The sequence below is a fragment of the Meridianimarinicoccus marinus genome (genome assembly GCF_040689105.1).
In the GTDB taxonomy this organism is placed as follows: Bacteria; Pseudomonadota; Alphaproteobacteria; order Rhodobacterales; family Rhodobacteraceae; genus Meridianimarinicoccus; species Meridianimarinicoccus marinus.
Map to the genome: position 1 here is coordinate 16,093 of NZ_JBFBVU010000028.1, position 18,119 is coordinate 34,211.

The following is an 18,119-nucleotide window of genomic DNA, read 5'->3' on the forward strand; positions in this document are numbered from 1 at the left end:
CATGGTAGAGACGTTGATCCGCAGCAAGGCGGCCCCGGTCTCCTTCGTCGGGGTCTCGAAGGTGTTCGGACGCGACGTGGTGGCGGTGGACAACATCGATCTGGAGGTCGAGGCGGGTAAACTGGTGACGCTTCTGGGCCCTTCGGGCTGTGGCAAGACCACCACCCTGCGGATGATCGCGGGGCTTGAGATGGCCACCTCGGGCCAGATACTGATCGGCGACAAGGACGTGACGAAACTGCCCGCGACGGATCGAGATGTGTCGATGGTGTTCCAGTCCTACGCGCTGTTCCCGCATATGACGGTGCTTGAAAACGTCTCCTACGGCCTGACCTTTTCCGGCTTTGCCAAGGCCGAAACCCGGCAACGGGCACTGGCCGGGCTGGATCTGGTCGGCCTGAAGGGGTTCGACGACCGGCTGCCCAGCGAGTTGTCCGGTGGTCAGCAACAACGCGTGGCCGTGGCCCGCGCGCTGGTTCTGGAACCGCAGGTCCTGCTGTTTGACGAGCCGCTGTCGAACCTCGATGCCAAGCTGCGCCGTCAGGTGCGCGAGGACATCCGCGCGATCCAGCAGGATCTGGGCCTGACCGTCGTCTATGTCACCCATGACCAGGAAGAGGCGCTGGCGGTGTCCGACGAGATCGTTGTGATGCGCAACGCGGCCATCGCCCAGATCGGCACGCCGCGCCAATTGTACGATGCGCCGGTCGACAGTTTCGTGGCGGATTTCATCGGCGAGGCGAACCTGCTGCCCTGTGAGATCACCGCCGTTCATGGGGAGCGCGCCGATATCGCGGTGGACGGTTACCGGTTCACCCTGCCCTCTCGCGGCATGCCCGTCGGACAGGCGACCCTTGCGGTGCGGCCTTCACGGCTGCTGATCGGGCAGGACGAGGGCTTCGCGGCCCGGATCATCAAGTCGACCTATGTGGGCATCCGGATGGAATACACCCTTGAAGCCAGCTTCGGGGCCATGTTCGCCGTTCAGGAAAACGTCGATGCCCCGCTTGATGTCGGCTCGGATGTCAGGGTCAGTTTCCAGTCCTCCGGCCCGGTGCTGATCCCGAAGGGCTAGGCGAAGGCGGTCTCCGACAACCTGAGAAGATCGTCGAACACACGCGGCGCGGCGACGATGACCCGCCCGCCGTCTGCGATCATCCGGTCGGCGTCCTGATCCTCGACCCGGCCCCCGGCCTCGGCCACGAGCAGTTGACCGGCAAGGCAGTCCCAGGCGTTCATATGCGCCTCGGAATAGCCCAGCAACCGACCAGAGGCGACATAAGCCAGCGACAGCGCCCCCGAAGCGTTGCGGTGGAACATCCCTCCGGCATCGAGGATCGCGGCCACAAGTTGGGCCGCTTTTTGTGTCGCGATGCGGTTGGAATGGCCGACACCGATGGTTCCGTCGCCGATCATGCTGTCGCGCGCGACCGATATCGGACGCCCGTTCAAGGTTGCGCCTTGCCCGCGCACGGCCACGAAGGTCTCGTCATGACAGGGATCGTGGATCACGCCGATGCAGGTCTGGCCGTTCTCGACCCCGGCGATCACCACCACCCAGGCCGGTATGGCACTGACGAAATTCGCGGTTCCATCGATGGGATCGATCACCCAGGTGAACCCCGAGCTGCCTTTGGTCGGCGCGTGTTCCTCGCCCACGATGGCGTCCTCGGGAAAGATGTCCGCCAGATGGCGGCGGACCAGAAGCTCGACCTCGCGGTCGGCCTCGCTCACGAAATCCTGGTGGCCCTTCTTTTCGATCTTCAGGGTGTCGATCTGCCGGAAACATGTGCTGGCCAGTTCGCCGGCCTCGACCGCGATCTGGCGAGTGATTTCCGCGCGTTCGGATAGGTCCATGGTTTGCTCCGGTGCCGTTGCCCAAGGGATTCTTGCCACCCTACGAGGTTCTGCGTGGTTTCACACCGTCGGGGAAGATTGGCCGTGATGCTCCTTCAGACCAGCCCATTTGCCGCCATGAATGCATCAAGCTTGCCTTGTTGTGCCGGCGTCAGAGGCCAGGCCGATGGGGGACGGGTCGGGCCGCAGTCGTGGCCCTGCGCCAGCAGCGCCGCCTTGACCCCGGTCACATTGGTGCCGTTCAACTCCTCGGCGCGGATATCCTCGAACGCGCGCATGTCTTCGATCAGCCGATTGGCCTGCGGGTAGTCGCCGTCGGTCAGCGCCTTGTGGATCGCCACCGACCGTTCCGGCCAGACGTTGATCAACCCGCTGGTAAACCCCCGCGCGCCAACGGCATAAAGCGGCGGCGCCCAGACCTCGGCCAGCCCGCCGACCCAGGTGATACCGGGATCGCAGGCGGCAATGGCGGCGGCCAGTTTCAGCGGATTGGGCGTCGCCCATTTCACGCCCTTCACACCGTCGATATCGCACAGCGCCTTGATGCCATCGGTGCCGATTGCATCATTGCGCAGGTACAGCATGATCGGCAAACCGCCCGAGGCTTTCGAGACCGCCCTGACATAGTCGACGGTGCCGCGCGGGCTGACGAACGGATCGGGCGGCTGGTGGATCATCAAGGCGCTGGCCCCGGCGGTGGCCGAGGCTTCGGCAAGACGGCAGGCATCGCGGATGCCGCGCCCGACCCCGGCCAGCACCGGCGCGCGCCCTGCGACCATCGCCGCGACCTCGCGGACCATGGTGCAGGCTTCGTCGGTGGTCAGGGCGTAGAATTCGCCAGTATTGCCGTTCACCACGGGCATGTGCACGCCCGCCGACAAGGCCCGGTCAAGGATCGGCGCCAGTTTCTCCGGCGCAATCTCCCCCTCGGAATCATAGGGGGTGACCAGGATGCCGGAGATGCCGGCAAGTGCTGCGTCCAGATCCTGTGTCATCAGAAGATATCCGGTTCGCCGGCGGCGGGGCCGTGTTGACGTTGAAGATAGTCGAAATCGCAGCCCGTATCGGCCTGCCCGACGTGCTTGGTGAACATCCAGCCCCAGCCCCGCTGAAAGCGCGGCGCTGGCGCAGTCCAGGTCTTGCGGCGGGCCTCAAGCTCGGCCTCGGGCACCAGCATGTCCAGCGACCGGTTCGGCAGGTCGAGCCGCACGGTATCGCCGGTCTTGAGCAAGGCCAGCGGCCCGCCCACGAAGCTTTCGGGGGCCACATGCAGCACGCAGGCGCCATAGGAGGTGCCCGACATCCGCGCGTCAGAGATCCGCAGCATGTCGCGATGGCCCTGCTTGATCAGTGCCTTGGGAATGGGAAGCATGCCCCATTCGGGAAAGCCCGGCCCGCCCTGCGGCCCGGCATTGCGCAGAACCATCACCGTGTCGGGGGTGATGTCGAGATCCTCGTCCTCCACCGCCTTCTTCATCTCGGGATAGCTGTCGAAGACCAGCGCCGGGCCTTCGTGGATGTGGTATTTCGGATCGCAGGCTGCGGGCTTGATGACCGCCCCATCCGGGCAAAGGTTGCCGCGCAGCACCGCCAGAGAGCCTTCGTGGTAGACCGGGTTCGACAAGGGGCGGATGACGTCGTCGTTGTAGACTTCGGCGGTGGCGATGTTCTCGCCCACGGTCTTGCCATTGACGGTCATGCAGGTGGTGTCCAGCCGGTCGCCGATCTGTTTCATCATCGCCAGCAGGCCGCCCGCATAGAAGAAGTCCTCCATCAGGTAGTCCTTGCCCGATGGCCGGATATTGGCCAGCAGTGGCGTTTCGCGCCCAAGGGCATCCAGGTCATCCAGCGTCAGATCGACCCCGGCCCGCCGCGCCATGGCGACCAGATGCACGACGGCATTGGTCGAACAGCCCGTGGCCATGGCCACGATGGCGGCATTGCGCACCGAGGCCGGTGTCACGATCTGGTCGGGGGTCATATCCTCCCACACCATGTCGACGATCCGGCGGCCACAGCTTGACGCCATGCGGCTGTGGTTGGCATCGACGGCTGGAATGGACGAGGCCCCGGCCATCGTCAGGCCCAGCGAATCCGCGATGGCGGTCATGGTCGACGCGGTGCCCATGGTCATGCACACCCCGTGCGAGCGGGCGATCCCGCCCTGCACGCCGCGCCATTCCTCGGCTGAAATATTGCCCGCCCGGCGTTCGTCCCAGTATTTCCAGGCGTCAGAGCCGGAGCCCAGGATCTTGCCCGCGTAATTGCCGCGCAGCATCGGACCGGCGGGCAGAAAGATGAAGGGAACTCCGGCCGACAGCGCGCCCATGATCAGCGCGGGCGTGGTCTTGTCGCAGCCCCCCATCAAAACCACCGCGTCGAAGGGATGCGAGCGGATGACCTCTTCGGTCTCCATCGCCAGCATGTTGCGATACAGCATCGAGGTCGGCTTGGTGAATTGCTCGTCCACCGACAGGACCGGCATCTCGATCGGGAAACCACCCGCTTGCAGGACGCCGCGTTTCACTTCCTTGGCGCGCTCTGGGAAATGGCCATGGCAGGAGTTGATCTCGGACCAGGTGTTCAGGATGCCGATGATCGGCTTGCCGCGAAACTCTTCCTCGGCATAGCCAAGCTGCATCATCCGCGATCTGTGTCCGAAGCTGCGCAGGTCGTCGGGCCCGAACCAGCGCGCGCTGCGCAGGGTCTCGGGCGTCTTCTTCCGCAAATTCGTCATGTGTGTCTCCCGAAGATCTTTCTTGCCTTGTATGCGCTTTCATCATTTTCTGTCAACGCGTGCTTCGGTCCAAGACTTACGGCCATAATTTACGTATATCGGCAATATGAAGCATCCTTGGCGGCGATTGTCACAGGTGTATGCGCTATCATTTTTACTGGTGATCTGCGCGTTGCGCCGAAGAGGCGCAACAGACTGAAAATCCAGTGGCCGCTTGCGGTCGAATGGGAGGACCTCCTGAAACTGACCTACAGAACCCTTCTTGCCGCCGCCAGCCGCGAAGCACTTCTGATCCAGCCGGTGGCCCCTGACGCGTCACGTGTACAATGTGATCGGTTTCACTTTGACGGACGGCGACACCTACCAGAACTCGGCCATCATGGCCGAGGCCCTGGCCGAACAGCTTGGCATCAACATCAAGGTCGACGCGGTCGGCGCCTCCGAGGCCTTCAAGGCATTGGGCCGGGACAGCCGTGGCAACACGCTGATGATCTTCCACGACCAGTCCTATCTGGGGAACCTCTACGGTGTCACCGGTTATGCCGACCCGTTCGAAGGCTACACCGTCGGCCAGACCGTCGCGATCAACCCCGGCAACGCCTATCTTGTGGGCTGTGACAGCCCCTACCAGTCAATGGAAGACATTCTGACCGCCGCCGCGAATGGCGACCGCGTGCGCGTCGCCATCCAGCCCGGCGGTGTGTCGAAAATCGGCTTCTTGGCCATGAAGAACGCGGCCTCGGTGCGCACACCGGGGTCTGAGGAAAACATCGTGGCCGTCAACACCGGCTCGCAATCCGACAAGAACCAGGCGATGTGGGATGACCTTGCGGACGTCATCAACGGGTCGATCCAGGACAACGAGCAGTTCACCCAACTGCCCGCCGATGACCAGAAGTGCATGCGCTTCGTCTGGATCACCGCGCGGCCGGCCACCTTTGAACAGGCGTCCGCCGCCGGCATGGGCAACGCCACCCGCGACCCAATGCTGCAATACGCCTCGCCCGCGACCAGCGTGACGCTGGATGGGACGCAGGATTTCACCTTCGATAAGGAATTCTTCTTCCTGTACAACAAGGACATGGATCCCGCGATCATGGACCAGGTCAATGCCGCGATGACAACCCGGCGCGACCGGATCGCGGCCTCCGGACCCTATTGGCGCCGTACGTCTGGAGAGATGGACAAGCCGCGGTTTCTTGGAACGCCTGGGCTGACCGTGCTCTACTTCTGGCTGATGGTGCCGGTGGGCAACATCTGGCCAAACACAGGGCTTGGGTTTCCGGTCTGCTTGATCCCCTTTGTCTTCGCGACGGGTTTTTTTACATGCACAGCCTGCCTCACCGCAGGGGCTTGTGATGCTGGTGATCGCCGTGATCAAGCCGTCTTTCGTATTATGGCTGTTCACCGAGATCTTTTTTCCGCACCCTGCCCTGAGGCCCGCGCCACAAAATCCCATCGATCATATCGCCGCTGTTTCTCTCGCTGGTCATCGGCGGCACTTTTGTCGGCATCATCTTCGGGGCCATTCCCGGCATGACAACCACGATGGCGGTCGCCGTGTGCCTGCCGCTGAATTGTTCGCATTGGCCGAAGAACGGACTGGCGCTGGCGGCCCTGTCGACCGACCTGCTGAAGGGCATCTTCTTGGGCTTCCTTGGCATTTTCGTGTCACTGATCGACGTCTATGACATCTCGGATGGCGGCAACGGCAAGCTTCGACCGGCACCGCCGGGCACGGACTGCTGGCTGGACAGCGGGTACTCCCTGCTGCCGGTGCAGATCGGTGTCTTCGGGCCGGCCGCGATCCGTGATCAAGCGGAACTGGGCGTGCCCAAGGGACAATGCCGCGACGCCGCGAAGATCGTCAAGGGATCGTCCTTCTCGCTCTCGGTCTTCATGGGGCAGACGGTGAACCTTCTGCGCTCCTTGGGCATCGGCACTGTGGTGGACATCCTGCCCGGGGTGGGCGGTTCGGCGGCCTGGATCCCCGCCTATCCGCAGACCAAGACCTTTTCGAAGAAGGCCGCGAATTTCGGCAAGGGGGAACGCAGGGGTCTGATCGCGTCGAAATCCGGCAACAACGGGCTGACCGGTGGAGCGCTGGTGCCGTTGCGGTCGCTGGGCCTTCCCGGCGGCAGCACCACGGCCCTGCGGATCGGCGCATTCACTCTGCAGGGCAATCAGGTCGGCATGCTTTAGATCTTCTTCCCCAATATCTGGATCGCCGCGCTTCTGTGGGTGCTGATCATCGGATCGCTGACCGCGTCGATCTATCTGTCACGCCGACAGGCAAACGCCGGGGAAGCGGGCTGACCCCGTTGCCCCGGAGCTGAAATGACGGGATACATGGCGCATGGGACAGGATCGGGACACACGCAGCGGAATCGCGAACAAGCGCGTCACCATGGCCGCGGTCGGGCGCATGGCCGGGGTCAGCCAGGTCACCGTATCCCGTGCCCTGTCGGATCCGTCCAAGGTTTCGGCCGACACGCTGCGGCGCATTCGCGAGGCGATAGAGGCCACGGGATTCGTGCCCAACGCCATCGCGGGTGCACTGGCCTCCAACAAGTCGCGCCTCGTCACCGCGCTGATCCCGTCGATCACCAATGTGGTCTATTCAACCTTCGTGCGCAGCTTCAGCGAACACATGCGCAGCGCCGGCTATCAGATCTTGCTGTCGGAAACCGGCTTCGACCCCGCCGATGAGGAAGCGCTGATCGCGGCGCATCTGTCACGCCGCCCGGATGCCATGCTGCTGACCGGGATCCAGCACAGCGCCCAGGCCCGACGCCTGCTTCTGGGGGCGGGCATCCCGGTGGTCGAGGTCTGGGATCTGACCAGTTCACCTATCGATCTGTGCGTCGGGTTCAGCCATTCGGACGCGGGCCGCGCTGTTGCCGAATTTGCGCACCACAAGGGATATACGCAGGCAGCCACCGTGACCGCCGCCGACGAACGCGCTCACCGGCGACGGTCGGCGTTCGCCGCCCGGTTCGAGGCGCTTGGCGGTCAGCGCGTTGCCCGCGCGGATATCGACGGGCCGGCACGCCTTGGCGAAGGCCGAACCGCGCTGCGGCGATTGCTGGACGAAAAGGTCTTTGCGCGCGGGGTGATTTTCTGCAGTTCGGACCTGCTTGCCCACGGCATTCTGATCGAAGCACAAATCCGCGGCATCCGCATCCCCGGCGACATTGCCGTGATCGGGTTCGGAGATCAGGACTACGCGGCCGACGTGCATCCGGCGCTCACGACGGTCCGGGTCGATCGCGATGCACTGGGGCAGCGCGCCGCAGAACACCTGCTCGCCCGGCTGGAAAACAACGACACGCCAGACCCGGTGACGGACCTGGGTTTCGAGGTGGTGCAGCGGGACTCCTGCTAGGCACCGACGGCAATCCTCATCGGCACGGTCTATGCCCCGGCGGCTGCCCGGTCTTTGCTTCATGAACGTTCACAATAACCGGAACCCGCGCACCCCCGGTCACCGCCGGGGGGGGCTGATTCCGGAAACACCTCTTGACTGACTGCCGGTCAGTCAGTAATTGGGACATGGAAGGAGACCCGACGTGGCACGGATCGTCAAGGCCCCGGAAAAGCGGCGCGCGGAAATCGTTGAAACCGCGGAACGGTTGTTTCGGGAGGTTGGATACGCCAACTGCTCGGTAGAGACGATCATCCGCGAAGTCGGTGTCGCAAAGGGGACCTTCTACTACTACTTCAAGTCCAAGCCGGACATCCTCGAAGCCATCGTGGACAAGACGTTGCGCCAGATCGTCGAGATCGCAGAAGGCATCGCCGATGATCCCTCGCTTACGGCCATGCAGAAGATGGCGGCCCTTCTGGGCAACAGCCATATCGGCAATGATGACAGTCTCGACGTCGCCGAGATGCTGCATCTGCCCGAGAACCGCGAGCTTCACGAACTGACGAATGTACAGACCGTTCTGCAACTCTCGCCGATACTCGCCAGGATCGTGGAACAGGGGATCGACGAAGGGGTCTTCGAGGTCGAAAACCCCCTGGAGACCATCCAGTTCCTGTTCACCGGGGCGCAGTTCCTGACCGAAGGCGACATGTTCGGCTTTTCCAGGGATGAGCTGCGCAAGCGCCGGCTGGTGACGCAGGCAATCATCGAAAAGACTCTGGGCGCACCGCCGGGAAGCTTTCACTTCATGAACCCGGGTCGGGAGCTTGAGCAGCGGCACGCGCAGGGAAAAACACAAGGATCGCCCGCGCGCGGCAGAGCTGCGCCAAAAGCGCCGCAACCGTAAATGACGGAGGCCCGGACCGCTCGGGCTTGCCCTGTTTCAACTCGATAGAGGGGGAATTGTACCATGGCTGATACAACCTTTCCCGCCGGCCCGCGTCAGGTGCCGTCCCATGCCCTGATCGGCTTTTTCGGGCTGACATTCGCGATCACATGGGGCGTTGTCGGTATCTATCTCGTCGCACCGGACTGGGCAGCCGCACGGTTCGGCGAAATCAGCGGCGCCCATCCGTTCTTTTTCCTCGCCACTTGGGCCCCGGCGATTTCGGCCTTTGTCTTGGTGCTGCGCTACGGGGGGCGCGCCGGTCTCAAGGCGTTCCTGTCCCGGCTGACCTTGTGGCGCGGGTCTCCGGGGTGGGCCATCTTCATTCTGATCGGCATTCCGGCGGTCTTCATGATCGGGTCTCTGACGAAGGGCGGTCCCCTGCTTACCCCTTTGCCTCCCGACGGCGTGGGACCCATCCTTGCGGTCCTGTTCCTCATGCTGTTTCTCGGCCCGATAGAGGAGTTCGGCTGGCGTGGCGTGGCGCAACCCATCCTGCAACGACATGTGGCGCCGCTTTGGGCCGGTGCCATCATCGGGACGGTCTGGGGCCTCTGGCACCTTCCCGCATTCTTCCTGTCGGGGACGGTTTTTTCGGGCTGGAACTTCTTCCCGTTTCTCGTGGGCAACATCACCCTCGCGATCCTTGTTACACCGATCTTCAACGCGGCACGCGGCAGCCTGCTCTGGCCGATGCTGTTCCATTGGCAGTTGATCAACCCGTTCTGGCCAGACGCCCAGCCCTATGACACCTGGATCCTGGTGGCCGTGACGGCGGCGGTCGTCTGGCAGAAGCGCGAAACCATGCTGCGCCGTGGCGGCGCGGTGACCGAGGTCATTCCGGGTGGCACAGGGGAAAGGGCGTGACGCCGGGTCTGCGCGGCGACGATCAAGCCACACAATGCGCGGGGTGGATGCACTGCCCGCGCGGGTCAGCGCGGGCGCAACCGCCACGGATCGTGGCAAACACCGTGACCGGGCGTGTACGTTGCAACCGGTCCGGTTCAGCTTCGCTCCCGGTGGACCTTCTGCGGGACGATGTCGGCCGGGCAGCACCCCGGCCGACATCCAGGATCAGTCGCTGGCTTTTTGCAGCGCCTCTTCCAGTTTCTTCTTGTCGGCCTCGCTCAATTGCGGCCGATCCACCTTGACGGTCAGCTTGTCCAGCTTGGCCGTCAGGGCGAAGGGCGGTTTATAGTCCGCGTCGTTGACCCCTGTCAGCGTGTCGGAACCGATGTCGAAGCTTTCGTCCCATTGCAGGATCACTGGCAGGGTGTTCTTCATGGTCTTGGTTTCCACCACCGAACCATCGACCTTCAGGGTGCCGGTGCCGCTTTGCCCGATGCCACTGGAGTTGTTGTAGGCCAGCGTCCCGATGCCCAACCCGTCGTATTTGAAGTCGAACTCGACGGTGTGCTTGCCCGGCGCCAGGGCGTCCTTGCCTTCCCATTTGATGCGTTCAAGATCGACCATGTTCCACAGGAAGACCGGTCTGCCGTCCTTCAGGTAGAAGCCATAGCCGCCAAAGCGCCCGCCCGAGGTCAGGATCATGCCCTCGGCACCGCCTTTCGGCACCTCGATCTCGGCGGTGATCGTGTACGAAGTGTTCAGCAACAGCGGCGAGTCGCCCTGCGGCAGCCCGACCATCGGCTGGATGTAGACGAATTCACTGCGACCAGCAGTGATGTTCGGACGCGGCGCGACCAGTCGCGACTGAACCGAGGCATCCAGCGGGAACACCTGATACTTGTTCGCCTCTTCGATGAACAGCGCCTTCAGTTCCTTAACCTTTTCGGGGTGATCCTTGGCGATGTCCGTGGTCTGGTTCATGTCGGTTGTGAGGTGGTAAAGCTCCAGCACCTGGTTGTTCAGCGGATCGGGGTTTGCGGCCCCGGTGATTTCCCACGGCGCGCGGTTGACTTTCGTGCTCAGCAGCCAGCCCTCGTGATAGAGCGCCCATTGACCGAACATCTCGAAATACTGGGTCGTGTGGCGGCTGGGAACATCGGCATTGGCGGCGTCGAAGGTATAGGCAAAGCTGGTGCCTTCGATCGGTTTCTGGGCAACCCCGTCCACCTCCTCGGGGGCGGGAATGCCGGTGACCTCAAGAATGGTCGGCACCACGTCGATCACATGCATGAACTGGTCGCGGCGGGCACCGGTGTCGGTGATCTTGCCGGGCCAGGACACCACCATGTTCTGGCGGATGCCGCCAAGGCGCGAGGCGTTCTGCTTGAACCAGTCGAAAGGCGTGTCAAAGGCCCAGGCCCAGCCTGCGGACATATGGTTGTAGGTCGCTTCGGTGCCCCAGACATCGTACCATTTCATCTGGGTTTCGGCGGGGATCATGTTGTGACCGTTGAAAAAGGCCACCTCGTTGAAGGTGCCCAGCGGGCCGCCCTCGGCCGACGTGCCATTGTCGCCGTTGATATAGATGATCAGCGTGTTGTCGCGCTCGCCGATATCCTCGACGGCCTGGATCAGACGCCCGATTTCATGGTCGCTGTAGGCGGCATAGGCGGCGAAAACCTCGACCTGGCGAATGAACAGCTTCTTCTCGGTTTCGGTCAGCTTGTCCCACGGCTTGAGATGTTCCACCGGCCAGGGCGCAAGCGTCGCATCCCCGGGCACCAGCCCCATCTTCTTCTGGTTGTCGAAAATGGTCTGGCGCAGCGCCTCGTAGCCGTCATCGAAAAGATGCATCGCCTCGATCTTCTCGACCCACTCTTTCGTCGGGTGATGCGGGGCATGGGTGGCACCGGGGGCGTATTTCACGAAGAAGGGCTTCGAGGGGGCAATCTGGTGCAGGTTGGTGATGTGCTCGATGGCATCATCCGCCATCGCGGTGACCAGATTCCATTCGCCCTCGGCCTCGTTGAACGGATAGATCTGGGTGGTGTTGCGGAACAGGTTGGGCTGCCACTGGTTGGCATCGCCGCCGACGAACCCGTAGAAATACTCAAACCCCATGCCCGTAGGCCACTGGTCGAAGGGCCCGGCCTGGCTGGCCTGGAACGCCGGGGTGTTGTGATCCTTGCCGAACCACGAGGTGGCATAGCCGTTGTCGAGCAGGATCCGTCCGATGGTCGCCTTGTCCTCGGAAATGATGCTGTTGTAGCCGGGGTAGCCGGTGGATTGCTCGGAGATCACCCCGAAGCCCGCCGAATGGTGATTGCGCCCGGTGATCAGCGCGGCGCGGGTCGGCGAGCACAATGCCGTGGAATGGATGGCGGTATAGCTCAGCCCCTCGGCGGCCAGCTTGTCCATGGTCTCGGTCGGGATCACGCCGCCGAAGGTGCTGGGCACCGAAAAGCCGGCATCATCGGTGATGATGAGCAGGATGTTGGGCGCGTCCTTGGGTGGCACGATGCGCGGCGCCCACCACGGATCCGACGACAGGGCGTCATGTTCGATCTTGCCGCCGAACTCCATGGGCGGCGCGGGCAGTTGCGTACCGCTCAGGGTGCGGGTGGCATCCGGGGATCCGACCGGCGCCTGCGATACGGCCGGGGTCGCCGCTGCGGTCGCCAGGAACAATCCGGAACACACCAAGGAAACAAGGGATCTTCTTTGCGCCATGAATTGGCCTCCTGTGCACATTGCGCCGCCAGGATCCAGCTCCGGGCGCGCTCTGCGTTGAAACTGCGGGAATACAGAAACGAAACTTCGCGCAGGGTATGCCGGTGCCTCTTGAATCCGAAGGCCGGTTTGGGCACATTTTGACTTTGCGGGCCATGTTGTGGGCCACCGGAAGAGGCCTGTTCAAATGTCTGTCTGTATCCCCCTGATCCGCAGTGCGACGGTGACCCCGATCCGCCGCTGGCTGAGAGCGCAGGGCAAGGATCCGGCGCCGTTTTTCGCCCAGGCCGGCCTGGAATGGGTGCCCGAGTCCGATCCGCTGGTGCCGATCCCGCTGCGCGCCGCCATCCGCCTGCTGGTCGGGGTCGCGCAGGCAGAGGGGCCGAATGCGTCGTGGCGTATTGTCAGGGACGGCAGTGTCGCCGAGCTCGGGCTGATCGGCCATGCCGCCCTGCGCGGGCCGACCGTGCGCGAAGGACTTCTGCGGGTTGTCCGAATGATGCCGCAGCATGTGACGCACGAGCTGTTTTCGGTCGAAGGCGTCGGGGAAGCGCTGCATGTGCGCGATGGCTGGACCCTAAACATCGGCTCGGACGAGGTGCTGCACCTTGTCCAGCAGTATGTGGCCGCCTTCGTGGACGTGGTGTGCCGAAGCGGCACGAAAGACCGCACCAGCCTGTCGCGGGTGTCCATGATCCCGCATCCGCAAGCCGGGCTGTCGCATCTGCGCCCCTGGCTGGGCGCCTCGCTGCAGGCCTCGGCCAACCGGGCGCTGGACATATGGGTGGATCGAGACGTGGCCGACCGGACGATCCCCGCGCCGGTCATCCGGGCCGCCATGGAAGGCCCGACGGCGGACCAGCCCCTGGTGCCGCCCGGATGCGGTCTGGCGGGCTCCGCCGCGGTGCTGGTGACGGCCATGTTGCCCTACACCAAGCCGTCGGTAGACAGGATCGCGGCTGCTGCGGACCTGAGCCCGCGCACCCTGCGCCGACGTTTGCGCGACGAAGGGGTGAGTTTCTCGGACGTGGTCGAACAGACCCGCGCGCGCATTGCCCTTGAGCGCCTGCGCGATGACGGGGTGCCGTCCTTGAAGGACCTGTCCGAAGAACTGGGCTATGCCAATCAAGCGACCCTGACCCGCGCCGTGCGTCGCTGGACCGGACAACTTCCCAGTGCGCTTCGCCAGCCCCGGTAAAGCTATTGGGCTACAAGACCCCACCGCCGCACTCTATCAGACCCGAACCGATTTCAGAACGTCGTCAATACCCGTAGCGGCTGGTGGCGTAGCAGTGGTGTTTCCAGTCGGATCAACCTGGCCAGGTTCGGTCGGATTTTCATCAATGGATCTGCAAGACAGCAAAAGGTGTCGGGGCCACCAGGATCACGAAGACCCTCAGAGACGGTCTCGATCCCACCATCACACGTTCAGAAACTCCGATCGGGCGGAAACATGAGCAACCAGAGACTGCGGCCTAGGTGCCTAGAGAAAGCCACATCCCCTTTTTACCAAGGCCCGGTTGTTGAATATCCCCAAAGAAGATCAGGGTATTTGAGGGCGGGAGGACATCCGCGCAGGAGTTCAGAATGCATTTCCAGAAAGCGTAACGTGTCTGCTGAGTCTGTCGGGGATATTTCTCAGAAGGATGCAGCTGCGTCACCCAATCGGCGCGCACCCCGACCGATTCAGAACCTGAATGCCCGATTAAGGGCAGGCGACACGATTCAAGACGGAAAGTGGCTGGGGTGGTAGGATTCGAACCTACGATACACAGTACCAAAAACTGCTGCCTTACCACTTGGCTACACCCCAACGGTGGGGGCGTATCTACGGTTTTGGTTCGGGCAGCGCAAGACGTTTATCGAAGTTTTTTGCACAGCCCGGAGGCATTTTTTACCTGTCGTCGCGACAGGTTTGCAGGACCGGTGCGACCCGGTCGGCGCGCGCCTCAGACGCGCAGCGGATCGGCCTTGGCCAGCGCGTCGAACTGCATCAGCGAGGCCACCAATGCCGGCATCTGATCCAGCGGGATCATGTTCGGTCCGTCCGACGGGGCAGTGTCGGGGGCTTCATGAGTTTCAATAAAGACCGCACCAATTCCCAGCGACACAGCACAACGGGCCATGACCGGGGCGAACTCGCGCTGGCCGCCCGAAGAGCCGCCCTGCCCGCCCGGCTGCTGCACCGAATGCGTCGCATCCATCACCACCGGATAGCCGGTCTTCATCATGGTCGGCAGGCCGCGCATGTCGGCCACCAGGGTGTTGTAGCCGAAACTGGTGCCGCGCTCTGTCAGCAGGATGCGGTCGTTGCCGGTGCTTTCCACCTTCTTGACCACGTTCACCATGTCCCAGGGTGCCAGGAACTGGCCTTTCTTGATGTTGATGACCGCACCGGTGTTGCCTGCAGCCACCAGCAGATCTGTCTGGCGGCACAGGAAGGCCGGAATTTGCAGGATGTCCACCGCCTCAGCCACCGGGGCGCATTGGGCCTCGGAGTGGATGTCGGTCAGGGTCGGCACATCGAATTCACGCCGGATCTTCGCCAGAACCTCCAGCCCGGCGTCCATCCCCAGCCCGCGCTTGCCCGAGACCGAGGTCCGGTTGGCCTTGTCATAGGAGGCCTTGAAGACATAGTCGGCCCCGGCAGCGGCGCAGGCCGTCTTCATCGCCTCGGCGATCATCGCCGCGTGGTCATAGCTTTCCAGTTGGCAGGGTCCGGCGATGACGGTCAGCGGGCTGTCGTTGCCGATGGTCAGATCGCGGATAGTGACGGTTTTCATCGTAGGGCTCTCCTGCCTGCGCGTGTCGGTTGGAACTCAGATAACACCCCCTGCCCGAGATACCAGTGGGCAGAGGCCGAGGCTTGGCCACAGGTCAGCCCTGCAATTCGCGCTTCTGCACACCGGTCAGCTTGCCCGCCACGATCGAGATGATGGCAGCGGCGAAACTGAACAGGGCGCCCATTTTCGCGGCCTCCTGCACGGCGCCGCCATCGAAGGCGACCGTGGCGATGAACAGCGAGACGGTAAAGCCAATGGCCGCCACGCAACCGATCACGAACAGGTCGATGGTTCGCATCCCCTCGGCCAGTCCCAGCCGCAAGGGTCCTGCGGCGAACCAGCCAAAGGCCAGAATGCCGATGGGTTTGCCCACCAGCAGACCGGCCAGCACCAGGATCGTCGGCGCGCCGATGGACGAGAACTCGACACCCGCGTTCATCAGGCCGAAGAAGAACAGCACCAGTTCAACGGGGTATTTCAGCCCGTGCTCGATCTCGTTCAGCAGGTCGTGCAGATGTGCCTCGGCGGCCGAGAAGATCCCGAAAGCGCGGTCCGCATGGGGAATGGCGGGCACCACCGGCAGCAGGCCAAGCGCCGGGTGCAGACCGCTTTCCTGAAAGCCATACCAGCTGAGCGCGCCCGCAATTGCATAGGGCCAGAAGCCCAGCGTCTTGCGCGCCCAGGTCGAATTGCGGCGCAACTGGTCGCCGCGATCCATCCGGCGTGGCAGGTAGTTGAACAGCAGAAACACCCCCAGTGACGCGCCCAGCGACAGCAGCAGCCATTCCGGCGCCAACTCGCCACTGGGATAGAAGATCGCCAGAATGATCAGCCCCGCCGCATCGTCGGCAATCGCCAGCAGCAGCAGGAACCGCACTGCCGGATGGCCCGCGCCAAAGACGATGCGCCCCACAAGGTAGGAAAAGGCGATATCGGTCGCCGTGGGAATGGCCCAGCCGCGCGACACCGCGTCATAGACATCGCTGCCCAGAAACGCCGCCAGCCCCAGATAGACGGCGACCGGCCCGACCATGCCCCCGGCGGTAGCAAAGAGCGGCGTGGCCGCCTTCTTGCCGCGCAACGAGCCGTTTTCAAGGATGATTGCCTCCCAGACTTCCTTGGCGGCGATGGCAAAAAAGAAGGCCATCAGCACGTCGTTGACCAGGTAATGCAAGGTCAGGGTGCGGTGCACATGGCCGTGTTCGTCCAGATGGGCGTGGCCGATGAAGAAGTCGTCCACCAGAACGAATTCGACGAAATCATGATAGCTGTGAGGGTTGAGATTAGCCCAGACCAGCGCCAGCACGGCGCCGGCAATCAGCAGCAGGGAGTAATTGGTGACGAAATTCCAGACCCGGTACATGTTCCCCCCGTGACGTTCTTATGATTAGGGCGAGCCTAACCGATGGCTCGCCCTTGGCAACAGAAGGATGTCTCAGCAGGTCAGGCGATGGCCGCCCAGGCAAAGCCCGCGGCGATGGCACCGGAAAGCCCCAACACCGCGTAGGCGGCAAAGACCCGCGGCTTGACCAGCGCCCAGACCGCCACCGCCGCCGGGATGCAGCTGACCCCGCCTGCGACCACGAAGGACATGGCGGCACCCGGGCTCATGCCCTGTTCCAGCAGACCGCCCACCAGCGGCACGGCGGCATAGCCGTTCAGATAGGCCGGGGCGCCCACCAGCGCGCCCAGAAGGATCGGGCCTGCGCCCTGCCCGCCCAGCACCTGTGCGATCAGGTCAGCGGGCACATAGCGCAGCATCAGGGACTCCAGCAGATAGGCCAGCGCCAGCCACTTCAGCAGGAAGATGGAATTGTCGCGCACGGTGGTGCCGAAGGTCGCCCGACGGGCCGGGTCGCCCCAGAATTTCCAGACCGGTTTGTCATCCAGGGGGGTATGGCTGGAGCAACAGCCGGTCCTCGCCGGGCGCGTCCGCAGCGGATCAATAAAGACCGGCGATTTGGCAAAGACCATCACCGTCAGCCCGCCAAGGATTCCCAGCGACACCGCGACCACGGTCTTGGCGATGGCGAAATCCAGCCCGATGGCGCCTGCCGTGATGGCAAACATGGCCGGATCCATCAGCGGCGAGGCCAGCCACAGCGCCATGACCGCCGACAGCGGGGCCCCAAGCGCCAGAAGCCCGGCGATGAAGGGAATGATCTCGCACGAGCAAAACGGCGACAGCCCGCCCATCAGTGCGGCCAGACAGATCATCCGCAATTCGCGCCCGTGGAAGGCCGCGGCCACCAGATGCTCGGCCCCGGTGGCTTTCAGATAGGCGACCGCCAGCACCGCGAAGGCGATATAGGGTGCGGTATGGGCCAGCGAGGTCACGGTGGTGGCCGCGATCCCGCCTAGGGCGGCAGTATCGAGTACCGCCACGGCTGCAAACACCACGACGAAAGCCAGAAGCACCTTGTCGAGTCGTCGCCACAGGGCGGGCAGCGGTCTAGGCGCGGTTGAGAGATCGGTCATGATCGTGATCCTTGTGAGGTGCGGTGGCATCGGCGCAGCAATTGGTCAGCAGGAAGGTCGACAGCTTTTCAACCTGGTCATAAGCCGCTGCGGCGCAGACCGTGGCGCGGCCGATCCTGGTCTGGGAAATCAGCCCCGCCTGCGCAAGGATCTTCAGATGATGGGTCAGGGTCGAGCCGCGCACGCCGCAGCGTTGCCCCAACGCGCCGATGACCAGACCTTCGGGTCCGGCCCGAACGAGTGTGGCGAGCACCGCAAGGCGCTGCTCGGATCCGAGGGCGGCAAAGGCCGAGGCGGCCTTGATGAGGTCGAGGTCAGATGTTGATTCCATATTTCTATAATTATCGAAATGTCGAAACGATGCAATGAGTC

The 18,119-nt window shown here is 63.4% G+C and carries 15 protein-coding genes and 1 tRNA gene; 7 read left to right on the forward strand and 9 right to left on the reverse strand.

The features are described 5' to 3' along the window. Window position 1 precedes the first annotated feature (1 nt). The gene (locus AB0T83_RS16690) at window positions 2-1,075 is read left to right on the forward strand and encodes an ABC transporter ATP-binding protein (RefSeq protein ID WP_366194360.1); all 1,074 of its coding nucleotides are present in this window, start codon (window positions 2-4) and stop codon (window positions 1,073-1,075) included. Here the strand turns inward: AB0T83_RS16690 and AB0T83_RS16695 are convergent. The 3 genes from AB0T83_RS16695 to araD all read right to left on the reverse strand — a co-directional run bounded on the left by AB0T83_RS16695 (window position 1,072) and on the right by araD (window position 4,594). After that, window positions 1,072-1,857: an inositol monophosphatase family protein gene (locus AB0T83_RS16695; RefSeq protein ID WP_366194361.1), complete on the reverse strand. Its 786-nt coding sequence runs from the start codon at window positions 1,855-1,857 to the stop codon at window positions 1,072-1,074. The genes AB0T83_RS16690 and AB0T83_RS16695 overlap by 4 nt on opposite strands. Window positions 1,858-1,952: 95 nt before the next feature. After that, window positions 1,953-2,852 carry a dihydrodipicolinate synthase family protein gene (locus AB0T83_RS16700; protein ID WP_366194362.1) on the reverse strand — a complete coding sequence of 300 codons (900 nt, stop codon included), beginning with the start codon at window positions 2,850-2,852 and terminating at the stop codon, window positions 1,953-1,955. Next, window positions 2,852-4,594, reverse strand: coding sequence for an L-arabinonate dehydratase (araD, locus tag AB0T83_RS16705; RefSeq protein ID WP_366194363.1), 1,743 nt, complete (start codon window positions 4,592-4,594; stop codon window positions 2,852-2,854). The genes AB0T83_RS16700 and araD overlap by 1 nt, the downstream gene beginning before the upstream one ends. A gap of 319 nt (window positions 4,595-4,913) precedes the next feature. Between araD and AB0T83_RS16710 the strand changes: the two genes are divergently transcribed. The 5 genes from AB0T83_RS16710 to AB0T83_RS16730 all read left to right on the forward strand — a co-directional run bounded on the left by AB0T83_RS16710 (window position 4,914) and on the right by AB0T83_RS16730 (window position 9,774). Beyond that, window positions 4,914-6,134, forward strand: a complete 1,221-nt coding sequence (locus tag AB0T83_RS16710) for a type 2 periplasmic-binding domain-containing protein (RefSeq protein ID WP_366194364.1) — start codon at window positions 4,914-4,916, stop codon at window positions 6,132-6,134. Continuing rightward, window positions 6,131-6,796 (forward strand): tripartite tricarboxylate transporter permease, encoded by a 666-nt coding sequence (locus tag AB0T83_RS16715; RefSeq protein ID WP_366194365.1) that lies wholly within the window; start codon window positions 6,131-6,133, stop codon window positions 6,794-6,796. The genes AB0T83_RS16710 and AB0T83_RS16715 overlap by 4 nt, the downstream gene beginning before the upstream one ends. A gap of 154 nt (window positions 6,797-6,950) precedes the next feature. Beyond that, complete coding sequence (locus AB0T83_RS16720; RefSeq protein WP_366194366.1) at window positions 6,951-7,979, forward strand: LacI family DNA-binding transcriptional regulator; 1,029 nt, start codon at window positions 6,951-6,953, stop codon at window positions 7,977-7,979. 184 nt (window positions 7,980-8,163) lie between these two features. After that, complete coding sequence (locus AB0T83_RS16725; protein ID WP_366194367.1) at window positions 8,164-8,868, forward strand: TetR/AcrR family transcriptional regulator; 705 nt, start codon at window positions 8,164-8,166, stop codon at window positions 8,866-8,868. A gap of 63 nt (window positions 8,869-8,931) precedes the next feature. Further along, window positions 8,932-9,774, forward strand: coding sequence for a CPBP family glutamic-type intramembrane protease (locus tag AB0T83_RS16730; protein WP_366194368.1), 843 nt, complete (start codon window positions 8,932-8,934; stop codon window positions 9,772-9,774). 207 nt (window positions 9,775-9,981) lie between these two features. Here AB0T83_RS16730 and AB0T83_RS16735 read toward each other — a convergent pair whose 3' ends face one another. Further along, window positions 9,982-12,486, reverse strand: a complete 2,505-nt coding sequence (locus AB0T83_RS16735; protein ID WP_366194369.1) for an arylsulfatase — start codon at window positions 12,484-12,486, stop codon at window positions 9,982-9,984. Between the two features lie 187 nt (window positions 12,487-12,673). Between AB0T83_RS16735 and AB0T83_RS16740 the strand changes: the two genes are divergently transcribed. Next, window positions 12,674-13,684, forward strand: a complete 1,011-nt coding sequence (locus AB0T83_RS16740; RefSeq protein WP_366194370.1) for a helix-turn-helix transcriptional regulator — start codon at window positions 12,674-12,676, stop codon at window positions 13,682-13,684. Window positions 13,685-14,224: 540 nt separating this feature from the next. Here AB0T83_RS16740 and AB0T83_RS16745 read toward each other — a convergent pair. From AB0T83_RS16745 to AB0T83_RS16765, 5 genes are all read right to left on the reverse strand, one after another. After that, window positions 14,225-14,299 (reverse strand) — tRNA-Gln (locus AB0T83_RS16745). 136 nt (window positions 14,300-14,435) lie between these two features. Continuing rightward, a complete protein-coding gene (kdsA, locus tag AB0T83_RS16750) occupies window positions 14,436-15,269 on the reverse strand; it encodes a 3-deoxy-8-phosphooctulonate synthase (protein ID WP_366194371.1) in 834 nt (277 codons plus the stop codon). A 94-nt stretch (window positions 15,270-15,363) separates the two neighbouring features. After that, on the reverse strand, window positions 15,364-16,632 hold the full coding sequence (locus tag AB0T83_RS16755; protein WP_366194372.1) for a Na+/H+ antiporter NhaA: 1,269 nt from the start codon (window positions 16,630-16,632) through the stop codon (window positions 15,364-15,366). An 80-nt stretch (window positions 16,633-16,712) separates the two neighbouring features. Further along, window positions 16,713-17,747: a permease gene (locus AB0T83_RS16760; protein WP_366194373.1), complete on the reverse strand. Its 1,035-nt coding sequence runs from the start codon at window positions 17,745-17,747 to the stop codon at window positions 16,713-16,715. Next, window positions 17,722-18,078, reverse strand: a complete 357-nt coding sequence (locus tag AB0T83_RS16765) for an ArsR/SmtB family transcription factor (protein ID WP_366194374.1) — start codon at window positions 18,076-18,078, stop codon at window positions 17,722-17,724. Before AB0T83_RS16765 ends, AB0T83_RS16760 begins: the two co-directional genes overlap by 26 nt. Window positions 18,079-18,119 lie beyond the last annotated feature (41 nt).